General features: G+C 55.4%; 11 protein-coding genes. 6 read left to right on the top strand and 5 right to left on the bottom strand.

Annotation, left to right across the window (positions count from 1 at the left end; all coding sequences use genetic code 11):
* Positions 1 to 285 precede the first annotated feature (285 nt).
* On the top strand, positions 286 to 1,221 hold the full coding sequence (locus B142_RS0100565; RefSeq protein ID WP_018119590.1) for a heme o synthase: 936 nt from the start codon (positions 286 to 288) through the stop codon (positions 1,219 to 1,221).
* 25 nt (positions 1,222 to 1,246) lie between these two features.
* Here B142_RS0100565 and B142_RS0100560 read toward each other — a convergent pair whose 3' ends face one another.
* From B142_RS0100560 to mptB, 5 genes are all read right to left on the bottom strand, one after another.
* Positions 1,247 to 2,224, bottom strand: coding sequence for a quinone oxidoreductase family protein (locus B142_RS0100560; RefSeq protein WP_018119589.1), 978 nt, complete (start codon positions 2,222 to 2,224; stop codon positions 1,247 to 1,249).
* A 36-nt stretch (positions 2,225 to 2,260) separates the two neighbouring features.
* On the bottom strand, positions 2,261 to 3,223 hold the full coding sequence (locus B142_RS11435; protein ID WP_051067287.1) for a COX15/CtaA family protein: 963 nt from the start codon (positions 3,221 to 3,223) through the stop codon (positions 2,261 to 2,263).
* A 78-nt stretch (positions 3,224 to 3,301) separates the two neighbouring features.
* Positions 3,302 to 3,982 (bottom strand): ABC transporter permease, encoded by a 681-nt coding sequence (locus B142_RS0100550; protein WP_018119587.1) that lies wholly within the window; start codon positions 3,980 to 3,982, stop codon positions 3,302 to 3,304.
* A gap of 73 nt (positions 3,983 to 4,055) precedes the next feature.
* Positions 4,056 to 5,018, bottom strand: a complete 963-nt coding sequence (locus B142_RS0100545; RefSeq protein ID WP_018119586.1) for an ABC transporter ATP-binding protein — start codon at positions 5,016 to 5,018, stop codon at positions 4,056 to 4,058.
* Positions 5,015 to 6,676 carry a polyprenol phosphomannose-dependent alpha 1,6 mannosyltransferase MptB gene (mptB, locus tag B142_RS0100540; protein ID WP_018119585.1) on the bottom strand — a complete coding sequence of 554 codons (1,662 nt, stop codon included), beginning with the start codon at positions 6,674 to 6,676 and terminating at the stop codon, positions 5,015 to 5,017. Before mptB ends, B142_RS0100545 begins: the two co-directional genes overlap by 4 nt.
* Before the next feature lie 193 nt (positions 6,677 to 6,869).
* On the opposite strand from mptB, the gene B142_RS0100535 reads away from it, so the two are divergent.
* The 5 genes from B142_RS0100535 (at position 6,870) to B142_RS0100515 (ending at position 12,392) form a co-directional block, all read left to right on the top strand.
* Positions 6,870 to 7,655, top strand: a complete 786-nt coding sequence (locus B142_RS0100535; protein WP_081604885.1) for a helix-turn-helix transcriptional regulator — start codon at positions 6,870 to 6,872, stop codon at positions 7,653 to 7,655.
* Positions 7,636 to 9,078 (top strand): Fe-S cluster assembly protein SufB, encoded by a 1,443-nt coding sequence (gene sufB / locus B142_RS0100530; protein WP_018119583.1) that lies wholly within the window; start codon positions 7,636 to 7,638, stop codon positions 9,076 to 9,078. The genes B142_RS0100535 and sufB overlap by 20 nt, the downstream gene beginning before the upstream one ends.
* 1 nt (position 9,079) lies before the next feature.
* Entirely contained in the window at positions 9,080 to 10,246 is a 1,167-nt protein-coding gene (sufD, locus tag B142_RS0100525) for a Fe-S cluster assembly protein SufD (protein ID WP_018119582.1), read from the top strand.
* A 77-nt stretch (positions 10,247 to 10,323) separates the two neighbouring features.
* Positions 10,324 to 11,079: a Fe-S cluster assembly ATPase SufC gene (gene sufC, locus B142_RS0100520; RefSeq protein WP_018119581.1), complete on the top strand. Its 756-nt coding sequence runs from the start codon at positions 10,324 to 10,326 to the stop codon at positions 11,077 to 11,079.
* A 71-nt stretch (positions 11,080 to 11,150) separates the two neighbouring features.
* Positions 11,151 to 12,392 (top strand): cysteine desulfurase, encoded by a 1,242-nt coding sequence (locus B142_RS0100515; protein ID WP_018119580.1) that lies wholly within the window; start codon positions 11,151 to 11,153, stop codon positions 12,390 to 12,392.
* Positions 12,393 to 12,397 lie beyond the last annotated feature (5 nt).

The raw sequence follows: 12,397 nt of genomic DNA, 5'->3' as shown, positions 1-12,397 counted from the left end.
AGGTTCCTCGCATCAATCTGTTTACAACGGTGATGGCTTATCACGGTGACGTTCTATCACTGTGACGACGATGGTCTGCCCATAGTCTAAAGGTAGCTGTCTAAGTTTGCGTACTTGCATGCGATTATGAGCGACACCCGAGGATGCGTGTAGGCTATGGTGGTTCGAGACAGTGAGTTCTTATCCGCCGAAAGTAGGTGGGAACTTTCCGCCCTTTGTAAACGACTATCTCTTAAGGCGCCCGATTGCTAGCAATAATGGGCGTGGAGAGAATTAATTGGCACGTTGTTGGAGGATTTTTCCTTGGGGAAGATCAAGGCATATTTCGCATTAACCAAGCCGCGGATCATTGAACTGCTCTTGGTGGCCGCGCTTCCTGCCATATTGCAAGCAGAACGCGGCACGGAAGCGATAGCCAATAACTTCGGCTTGATCATCCTCACATTATTGGGTGGCTGGATGGGTGCTTCTGCCGCGCACACCTTCAACATGGTCGCTGACTATGAACTCGACCAAAAAATGAAGCGCACCCGCGGCAGGCCGTTGGTGAACGACGCCGTGTCGAAACGCGAAGCCGCGGTATTTGGCTCAGTGTTGCTGATTATCTCTGTGCTGTGGTTGGGCCTACTCGCACATTCCTGGCTTGCCGCGCTGTTCGTGATTCTGACCAACGTGCATTACATCCTGGTCTATACCAAGTTTCTTAAGCGTCGTACTTCGCAAAACATCGTGTGGGGTGGCCTTGCTGGATGTATGCCAGTCATGGTTGGTTGGGCTGTCATCACCGATAATGCGCCTGCGGGCGAGCCTGCACAGTGGTGGCAAGCAATCGCGTTGTTTTTGATTATCTTCTTCTGGACGCCACCACACACGTGGGCCCTGGCTATGAAGTACAAGGACGATTACAAGCGAGCGGGTATTCCAATGTTGCCCGTCGTCGCCAAGGAATCCGAAGTTACCCGCCAGATTCTGCTGTACTCAGTCGCCATGGTTATTACCTCTTTTGTGCTGATCCCAGCTGCGTCGTGGATCTATCTCGTCGGTGCTGTCAGCACGGCGGCGGTGTTCTTATACATGGCCAATCGTTTACACCAAGGCGTGAAAAAAGGCGCCAAGGTGCAACCCATGGCGCTGTTCATCTGGTCAAATAATTATTTGGCGATTTTATTCCTCACCTTGTCCGTCGATGCTGTTATCGGCTGGACACCGTTCATGGCTTAAGGCCTAGCACCACTAGCAACGCTGCTTAGGCGTATTCGTCTTCCTGCACGCGCAAGACGATGGAGCCGGTAGTTTTGCGGTCTTGTAGGTCACGGTGGGCTTGGGCAGCGTCTTCCAGGGCATAGGAGTTGCTGACCCGAAACCGCAAGTCTCCGTCGACGACAGCCTGTACGACGGCTTGGGCGCGCATTTGGAATTCACCTTCGCGGCTCGTCCAACCGGCCACGGATGGTCGCGTAAGAAAGATGGAGCCCTTTTGGTTGAGGACTTGCGGGTCAATGGGATCCACCGGGCCAGACGCAGCACCGAACAAGCAGACGACACCGCGCTCGCGGACCATATCGAGCGATTGCGCAAAAGTATCCTTGCCGACGCCGTCATACACCACATCAACACCACGACCGTCTGTGAGGTCGCGAACCTGTTCAACTAGGTCCGGCCCATAGCGGAGAACACGGGTTGCCCCGGCGTCATACGATAGCTGTTCTTTTTCTGCGGATGAGACCACTGTGTAGACAGTGGCACCAGCTGCCGCTGCGAGCTGGGTGGCTACCAAGCCAACCCCGCCTGCACCAGCGGTGATGACACAGCTATCGCCTTCACCAAGTTCGTAGACTCCGTGGGTTAAATAATGCGCGGTGATGCCCTGCAGCAGCATGGAAGCGGCAGTTGGTAGGTCAAAATCATTAGGTACTGCCACCACCTTGTCACGATCTACACAGACTTGTTCTGCGTAGGATCCGAATGCGGTGTTCCAGGCGACCATGGTGCCCTGAGCGATTTCGCCTTGTGGATCATGGCGGACCCGCCCGACGCCTTCAAATCCGGGAGTAAACGGTGGTTCGGCGTCGTAAATGCCCTCGCGATAATAGGTATCGATGTAGTTCACACCAGCGACGAGGACATCGACGAGGATTTGTCCGTCGGATGGTTCAGGTGCTGCAACCTCAGCGAGCTGAAGGACTTCCGGCCCGCCGGTTTGTTCAATCTGTATTGCCTTCATGGTTACCGAGGTTACAGACTGCGGCAGCGTCGTGAGTTAGTTGGTCTGGAGTTGCCGATCCTCTGACCGCTGAATGTCATAGTGCGGTCGGGCGTAGCCCCGAGCCCAGAGAACAGCGGTAAACGCCACGACCACTGAGCTCATCGCAATGTGGAACGGCACGGTCCACCGGGGGACGCCGAGGTAAAACTGTGCGACGCCAATTGCCCACTGGATGATGATGACTACGACTAGCACCCACGCGGTGCGTTTGGCTCGCTGTGGAGCTTTTTGTTTGTACAACTGCCACAGCACCAGCAGAGTAAGCAGCAAGTAGGCGTACATGCATACCGCGTGCACGACTGCTAGAACTTCGGTATCGAGCTCTAAACGGCCTTCCATTCCAGCATCTGCATCACCAGAATGTGGTCCGGAACCGGTAACCATCGTGCCGGTCATCAACACGACTGCCAAGGCGATGGCGCCCGCGAGTGCGAATCGACGCGTATGCGCACCAAAGACCCGGTGTGGTGCTTGCTGGTCGTCTTCTGGGATCCGCGCGTACAGCAGTGCGGCGATCCACACGAGTGCCATCGAAGGCAAGAAGTGCAATGCGACGAACCACCAGTGCAGGTCCATATGCACAGAGATGCCGCCGATCACAGCTTGCACGCCGATGCCGATGATTGAGAGTGTGCCGTAGACGACGAGTTCGCGGCGTCGGCCAGCTTTCATGACGACTACGAGTACGGCGATGGCGGCTGCGGCAACGACGAAGGTCAGTAGGCGATTACCGAATTCGATGAGTTGATGCACCCACGGCTGTGCGCCAGCGACGGGCACGAGGGAGCCTTCGTGGCAATTCGGCCAAGTATCACAGCCTAGCCCGGAGCCTGTGACCCGAACGATCGAGCCAGATACCGTAATTCCGGCTTGCGAAATAAGCAGGATTAGGGCGAGCCGTCGCTGCCATTTCAGGCTTTGGTGTGTCTGCTGATTTACGCTACTCACATCGCTCATCCTACTCTGCACAAACTCGGGTTCCGAACGCTTACGCGGCGAGTAGCCTGAGGGATTGCCCACAGCAGGTTCGAAGTTTTAGGAGAACCTGAATTTCTTACTTGCTAACCCTGCTGCACCTAATCCCCAGGCTAAGATCACGGCCAATTCGGTGATGGGGATGGTGCCGCGCAAACTTTCCGTTAGCCCCGAGGCCACAGCGACCGACGGCACTATCGTCCATGCTCCGTTACTGGACAGGCCTTGCGAATACAGCACCCAGCCGACAACGCCGAGCAACACAAGCCAGAAGAAATTCCCCAAGCCCAGAACTTTTTCGGCCGCGAGAGTACCGCCCAATAAGAGCCCAAAAGCAGTAAAGCTGGCAGCGGATAGCAGCAGTACTACGGCCGACAGGAGGTATGCGACGATACCGGTACTAAAACCGAGCGCTGCTGCTGCAATAGCCAGCAGGATCGCTTGCAACAAGGTGACGATGGCGATCGCGGCGATCTTGCCGACGATTATTGCCCGACGGGGGACACCGGAAGCTCCCAAGCGCTTTAAGGCACCATAGCGGCGGTCAAAGGCTACCGCGATGGCTTGTCCGGTAAAACCAGAACCCATGGCAGCCACGGCTAGGACCATAGGAAAAATTTCATCAATGCCGCGGTCTTCGCCTAATACCGGTACCACAGAAGCCCCGATTAAAATGGCGAGTGGAACAACAATATTCAAAAGTAACTGTTCGCCGTGGCGCATAATCAGCGCAGTTTCCATTCGCGTTTGTGCGGCGGCGATTCTGGCGAATGAGGCCGGGTTCGGCGCTGGACGGAAAGTGTCGGTACTAAAACTATGCACTGTGATCAACGTTTTCGGTTACTGCTAGGAAGACATCTTCTAGGCTACGGGCAGTGACATTACATTCGCGCAATAAGATATTGTGCTCGGCCAAGGTGGCGGTCAGCTGAGCGAGCAGCTTTGGGGTAGGGGCTGAGTGTAAGCGATAGCGGTGGTGTCCGACTGCAGTCACCGTCCACTCGGCGGGGAAGAGATCGTCGGCAAGCTCAACGTCGGTAGCAAACGTCAGACTTTCCCCCGCGGTTTGTGTGAGTAGCTCGTGCGGCGTGCCCGCAACCTGCAACTTCCCGTGGTTGATGATGTAGACATAGTCGGACAATTTTTCGGCTTCATCAAGCAAATGGGTGGTGAGTACCACGGTCACGCCGTCACGACGCAGGGCCTCGATGAGCTCCCAGGTTAACCTACGCGCTTGGGCATCCATTCCAGCAGTTGGTTCATCGAGAAAGATTAATTCTGGTCGGGGTAGCAGCGCCAGGGCAAGCGAAAGACGCTGCTGTTGGCCGCCGGATAAACGCCGATACGTCGTAGAGCGGTGCTGGGAAAGTCCGACGATATCGATGAGCCATTCCGGATCATGTGGGTTTTTATAGTATTTAGCGGCAAGGGTGAGTTGTTCGGCCACGGTGGCGCCAGAATATCCGCCGCCGCCTTGCAGCATCATGCCGATGCGTTGGCGCACCTTATCCGGTTGCGTTGCGGGATCCATTCCCAACACGGAGATCTGGCCGGAAGTGGGTTGCGTGAAGCCTTCGCACATTTCGATGGTGGTGGTTTTTCCCGCTCCATTGGGGCCAAGCAAAGAAACAATGCACCCGCGTGGAACTGTCAGACTTAGTTCATCGACTGCGATTGTGTCACCGAATTTCTTGCTGACGTTGTCGATTACCACGGCGGGCGCGTTGTTCGCGTCGGATCCATCGGAGCCATCGAAAGTTGTATGCACGGTCTTCATTCTAGGGCAGATGCTTTGCGATGCCGAAGCAGGTAATGAATAACCCAGAAAACAGCACAAAGCACCAGGGCAGTAAGCAATGCTTGGAGGTAAATGCCGGTGACAACCTCCGGTGGCAACGCCATTCCTCGGGGTAGAGTCAGAAAACTGACGATCACACAGTAGATGGTGACCAACAGGTGGAATACGGCACGATTTGCCCATGCAGCCAGTGGCACGATCGCCCACAGTAGGTACCAGGGGTGTACCACCGGGAAAAAGATCACCAACACTAACGTCGCCATGCCCAGACCACCTACTGGGTGGATAGCACCGCGAAATGTGGCAAACAGCATGCGGAGCAGGAATACTCCAGAAACCACCACACCTAAAGTTCGAGTGAGTACCAGGATGGATTCTGTGTGATCTCCTAGGCCCAAAAGCGTGCCGACGAAACCGCTAATGACCCCTAATGCCGTTGTCAGAGACAGCCAACTGCGGATTGTGGCCGCACCGCCTTGTGCACTGATCCAACCAAGATCGATGCCAGTAAGAAGCGTGACGACGATGATGCTGGCGGTAAGAATAAGAAAGTAGAAAGAAGCTGCAACCACGACAGCCAATCCGCGCCGCATTCCGAAACCGACCAGCCACCGTGCTAGAGCCATACCCACAAAACCTAAGGCAATAAAGCCAGTAACCTTGACCATCCCGGCGCATGAGATGAAAAATCCGCTGGCGCACAGTAATCCCCAGCGTTGAAACGCGTGCGGATGGTCCATTCCACGTAACGCTAATTCAATTCCGACAAGCAAAAACCCTAATAAAATTGCTTCATTGTGGATGCCGCCCAAAAGATGCAGCATCACCACTGGGTTGAGCACGCCAAGCCACAGTGCGCTTTCCGGCGCGAGTCCGCAGCGTCGCGAAAGTTTGGCTAATCCCCAGGCCATTGCGGTAATTCCAAGAAGTGAGATGATGCGGTGCGCCAGCACGCCGAATACAATGCCGTCTCCGGTGAGCTGACTAATAGCACCGGCAATACCCAATGCGACTGGGCCATATGGCGACGGTGATTGTGCCCAGATGAAAGGAACCGAGCGAGCCAAAGGGTGTTCTGTGCCAAGAAGTTCGACCGGCCCAGCCTCGTACGGACTCATGCCTTGCGCAACAATCGAGCCATTTGCCAGATAAGAGTAGATATCTTGCGTAAATAGCGGTGCAGTAAACAGCAACGGCAACGACCACGCAACGAGCGTGAGTTTTAATTCGCGAGTCGTGATGGTCAGCCGCTGCTGGTGACCAAACCTGAGGCTGATTCCAACGAACCGCGCCATGCCGAGCCAGGCAACGACGAGTATGCCGATGCCGAGCATGACTAATGCCGAGGAGGTTTGCAGCATACGGGCCATGATCGACCCCAAGGGGAAATCCGAATATGGGTTATTGACGACTGGTAGCGCTCCTGCCCCCAAGCCGCCGAGGCCAATAAGCAGCGTGGCAACGGTGCCTAGCCACTGCCAGGAATGAAAAATGCGGGATTCGCGGATGGTCGGCGTATCGCGTTCGGGTGGCGCTACGTTGTCATCGTGCAATTGCGCAGAGCGTGAACCAGCAGTGCCTACCCGCGGGGCAACCGCGCGAATAGAAGGCCATGGGTTGAGCGTGCGCAAATTCACGAAGATTCATTTTAGTCATACTGGTGTGCCTTCTGGTGAGCACCGGTGGGACCGAATGAATACATCTCACTCGTTGTGTGTGCGTTTTTGATGTTCGGATGGCCCACTGTGGCCCCAGCTGGACACTGCACGTCATTTAAGGAACACTAGTGTTGTCAAATGATTTACCGCCGATGAAGGGTAAAGGAGGTGCATGAGGGTGACTCAGTCCAATAAACACACCGAAGGTGGAAGTGGCTCCAGCACGGCTGCTGGGGTTTCCGGAAAAGAAACACGAACCACTGAAGGCGAGACTCGTCGCCAAGTAATGCACTTGTTACTCACGCTTGGGCCTGTGACGGCCAGTACGCTCGGTGATCATCTCGGCCTCTCGGCCGCGGGTGTGCGCAGGCACCTGGACATTTTGGTAGAAGATGGGCTGACTGAAACCGTGCAGCGTCGTCCGCAGGGACAATCGCGCGGTCGACCAGCGAAGCATTTCCGCCTGACAGATCGGGGACGTGCGTATTTCGGACACTCCTACGATTGTCTGGCATCCGATGCTCTCGATGCACTGCGTGAAGCAGGGGGCTCCGATGCCGTTCGTGCGTTCGCGCGACAGCGTGTTCGAAAACTTCTCGATACAATAACACCGGCGTCATCTCTTGCCGACGCCGACGAGGAGGTTGATGAACAAGCAGTTGAACACACTGCCCAGCAACTGGCAGACGTGTTGAATGCACACGGCTACGTGTCGACGGTGCGCCCGTCAGAATCCGGCATTCAGGTGTGCCAACACCATTGCCCGATCGCACACGTGGCAGCAGAGCATCCCGAATTATGCGAAGCCGAGCATGAGGTCATTACCTCGCTTCTCAGCCAACATGTGCAACCTTTGGCTACCATCGCGGAAGGCCACGGGATCTGCACCACAAATATTCCCTTGACGCAAGCACATACCATCACGAAAGGAGCTGGTCATGACTCAGGCACAATCTAAGCCAGAGACACCGCAGATGACCGATGATGAGATTATCGATTCGATCGGTGCTTATGAATACGGCTGGCATGACTCTGACACCGCGGGCGCCTCTGCGCAACGCGGAATTAGCGAAGACGTTGTCCGCGATATCTCCCGCCGGAAAAACGAGCCAGAGTGGATGCTCGAAGCTCGTTTGAAGGCTTATCGCATTTTCGATAAGAAGCCGATGCCAACTTGGGGTGCTGACCTCTCTGACATCGACTTCGATCAGATTAAGTACTACGTTTCTTCCACTGAAGGCCAGGCTGCTTCCTGGGAGGACTTGCCGGAAGATATTAAGTCCACCTATGACAAGTTGGGCATTCCAGAGGCAGAGAAACAGCGCCTTGTTGCTGGCGTCGCAGCCCAGTACGAATCTGAGGTTGTCTACCACCAGATCCGTGAGGACCTGGAGGAAAAGGGCGTTATCTTCGTGGACACTGATACTGGCCTGCGTGAGTACGAAGATATCTTTAAAGAGTACTTTGGCTCGGTTATCCCAGCCGGTGACAATAAGTTCTCTGCGTTGAACACTTCCGTGTGGTCAGGTGGCTCCTTTATTTACGTACCAAAGGGTGTCCACGTCGATATTCCGCTGCAGGCATATTTTCGTATCAACACGGAAAACATGGGCCAGTTTGAGCGCACCCTGATCATCGTTGACGAAGGCGCGTACGTCCACTATGTCGAAGGTTGCACCGCACCGATTTACAAGTCGGATTCGCTGCACTCGGCTGTCGTCGAAATCGTCGTGAAGAAGAACGCCCGTTGCCGTTACACGACCATCCAGAACTGGTCGCAAAACGTCTACAACCTGGTGACCAAGCGTGCGAAGGCCGAAGAAGGCGCCACCATGGAATGGGTCGATGGCAATATCGGATCCAAGGTCACCATGAAATACCCCGCAGTGTGGATGACCGGTGAAGGCGCCAAGGGCGAAGTGCTGTCCGTAGCATTCGCTGGCGAGAACCAGTTCCAGGACACCGGCGCCAAGATGGTGCACATGGCACCACGTACCTCGTCCAATGTCGTTTCGAAGTCCGTTGCCCGTGCTGGCGGTCGTGCTTCGTACCGCGGTTTGGTGCAGGTCAACAAGAATGCCAAGCACTCGACGTCGAATATTGAGTGCGACGCGTTGCTGGTTGATTCGATCTCGCGCACGGACACTTACCCGTACAACGACATTCGAAACGAGTACGTGACTCTCGGCCATGAAGCTACGGTGTCGCAGGTTTCTGAAGAGCAGTTGTTCTACCTGATGTCGCGCGGTATCGCGGAAGAAGAAGCGATGGCAATGATCGTGCGTGGCTTCGTTGAGCCGATTGCCAAGGAACTGCCGATGGAATACGCACTCGAATTGAACCGTCTGATCGAACTACAAATGGAAGGATCCGTGGGCTAAATTGGTTAATTCCAACGAATTCAACACCACGAAAGCAGCAACGAAGGGCGACCAGTTCACGTCGTTCAACGTGGATGACTTCCAGGTGCCTAGCGGGCGCGATGAGGTATGGCGTTATATTTCGTTGCGTAGCCTCCGTGGCCTGCATGATGGCACTTTCTCGGATGTGGTGGAACAGAAGATTTCTGTTAGTGAGCAGCCGGGTGTTTCCAGCGAAAAGGTAAACCCAGACGATTCCCGCCTGGGGCGCGCTGGCGCACCTGCCGACCGTGTCGCTGCGCAGGCTTGGACATCGATGCCTTCCGGTCAAGTTGTCACCATTGACGGTGATAAACAGTATGAGGACGCGGTAGTCATCACCATTACCGGTGCCGGCGAAGACGTCACCTCATTCGGTGCCACGTCCGTCGAAGTAGGTAAGCACGCAGAAGTCACCATTGTGCTGAACTACCAGGGCTCCGGCACCCACGCTGACAACGTCGAGTTCGTCATCGGCGATGGGGCCAACGTCAACGTTGTTGTGGATGCCGACTGGGAAGACGACGCTGTACATCTGTCGCACCAGATTGCTTCGCTCGGCCGCGATGCCACACTGCGCCACAATGCAGCTATTTTTGGTGGAGAAATTGTCCGCATGGTTCCTCGCGTAAGCTTCACTGCGCCAGGAGGCGACGCTGAGCTGCTGGGTGTCTATTACGCGTCGGAAGGGCAGTACTTCGAAAACCGTTTGTTGATGGATCACTCGCAGCCGTCCTGCCGTTCCAACGTCATGTACAAGGGCGCTATCCAAGGCGCACCGGGCTCTTCCAAGCCGGATGCCCGCTCTTGCTGGGTTGGCGATATTCTGATCCGATCCAACGCCGAGAACACCGACACCTACGAAGTCAACCGCAACCTGCTGTTGACCGACGGTGCTCGTGCTGACGCAATTCCTAACTTGGAAATCGAAACTGGTGAAATCGCCGGGGCTGGCCACGCTGCTACTGTGGGCCGTTTTGATGACGAGCAGGTGTACTACTTGATGTCGCGCGGTATCCCAGAAGGCGAAGCCCGCCGTTTGATCATCCGTGGCTTCTTCCTGGAGATCATCAACCGCATCCCTGTGCAGAGCCTGCGTGAAGATTTGGCGAAGCGAGTCGACGACGAACTCGCGACCATTTCGGCATAACAGACGAATCGACATTGCTAGGTGTGGGCAGACCACGCGCTAGCTACGCACGACCACAACCACGGAAAGAGTGAGCTATGTCTACCTTGGAAATTAAGAACCTGCACGCTCAGGTATTGCCTTCAGACGAGACCGCAGAACCAAAACCAATCCTCAAAGGTGTGAATCTGACCATTAAGTCTGGTGAGACCCACGCCATCATGGGCCCAAACGGCTCGGGTAAGTCCACGTTGGCTTATGCATTGTCTGGCCACCCACGCTACGAAATCACCGAGGGTGAGGTTTTGCTCGATGGTGAGAACATTCTAGAAATGGAAGTAGACGAGCGCGCTCAGGCCGGTTTGTTCCTGGCCATGCAGTACCCAACTGAGGTTCCTGGCGTTTCTTCCTCCAACTTCATGCGTTCGGCTGTGTCTGCTGTTCGTGGCGAGGCTCCAAAGCTGCGTGAATGGGTTAAGGAAGTTAACGAGGCGCGTGAAGCTTTGTCCATCGACAAGTCTTTCGGTGAGCGTTCCGTCAACGAGGGATTCTCCGGCGGTGAGAAAAAGCGCCACGAGGTTTTGCAGTTGGGGCTGCTGAAACCAAAGTTTGCCATCATGGACGAGACCGACTCTGGCCTGGACGTCGACGCCCTGCGCATTGTCTCTGACGGCATCAACCGTTACCAGGAAGAGACCAACGGTGGCATCATGATGATCACCCACTACAAGCGCATTTTGAACTACGTCAACCCTGACTACGTCCACGTGTTTGCCAAGGGACGGATCGTCGAAACTGGCGGTGCTGACTTGGCTGACACGCTCGAGGCCAGCGGCTACGACCAGTTCATGTAAAGCACACGCTGCACGTAATCTACGGCTGGCCACCTACGAGCTGATACGAAGAAACTAGGTTTTAACACACGATGTCTACTCTGGATACCACCGCTATCCGCGCACAATTTCCCATTTTGTCGCGCACGGTTCGTGGCGATAACCCACTGATTTACTTGGACTCTGGGGCCACCTCCCAGCGCCCTGAATCGGTGTGGGAAGCAGAAAAGGAATTCGTGCTGAATTCTTTTGCGCCGGTGCACCGGGGAGCGTACCAATTGGCGGAGGAAGCCACCGATGCCTACGAGGATGCTCGTGAGGCCATCGCCAATTTCGTCGGTGTAGACGGTGCTGACATCGCGTTCACGAAGAACGCGACAGAGGCATTGAACCTGGTTGCATTCACATTGGCTGATCCCCGCTCCGAGGACCTGTACGTCGGCGAAGGCGATACCGTGGTAATCAGCGAGCTGGAACACCACGCTAACTTGGTTCCGTGGCAGGAGTTGTGTGAGAAAACTGGTGCCACTCTCAAGTGGTATCGGACCACGGACGACGGCCGTATTGACTTGGATTCTCTTGAGCTCGATGAATCCGTGAAAGTCGTTGCGGTCACCCACCAGTCCAACGTCACTGGTGCGGTTGTCGACGTTCACGAAGTTGTCCGGCGCGCCCGTGCGGTCGGAGCATTGGTGGTCTTGGACGCCTGCCAGTCAGTGCCGCACATGCCCGTGGATTTCCGTGCTTTGGATGTAGATTTTGCCGCGTTCTCGGGCCACAAAATGTGCGGCCCTTCTGGGGTTGGCGTCTTGTACGGTAAACCAGACCTGTTGGCAAAGTTACCCCCATTTTTGACCGGTGGTTCCATGATTGAAGTGGTCAAGATGGAAAAGACCACATTCGCGGAGCCACCACAGCGGTTTGAGGCCGGAACCCAGATGACCAGCCAAGTCGTTGGTTTAGGGGCAGCCGTCAAGTTCTTACAAGAAATCGGGATGGACGAAATCCACGCGCACGAGCAAGAACTGACTAAATACTGCTTGGAAAAACTCTCTGCCATTCCCGGAGTTCACATTGCAGGCCCGCTGGATACAGAAAACCGGGGCGGGGCAGTATCGTTTGTGGTGGACGGCGTACACCCGCATGATTTAGGTCAGGTACTGGATGATCGCGGGGTGTGCGTGCGAGTAGGTCATCATTGCGCGTGGCCGGCGCACCGCAGCTTGGGAATGCAGTCCACTGCGCGTGCAAGTTTTTACTTGTATAACACCACCGAAGAAATCGATGCGCTTGCCGACGGCATCGTGCATGCTCAAGAATTTTTTGGAGTCTGATCTAG

Origin of the sequence: Corynebacterium propinquum DSM 44285 (assembly GCF_000375525.1) — a bacterium.
Taxonomy (GTDB): domain Bacteria; phylum Actinomycetota; class Actinomycetes; order Mycobacteriales; family Mycobacteriaceae; genus Corynebacterium; species Corynebacterium propinquum.
The sequence above is the reverse complement of the archived record's forward strand: the minus strand, read 5'-3'. Positions and strand labels throughout refer to the sequence as shown.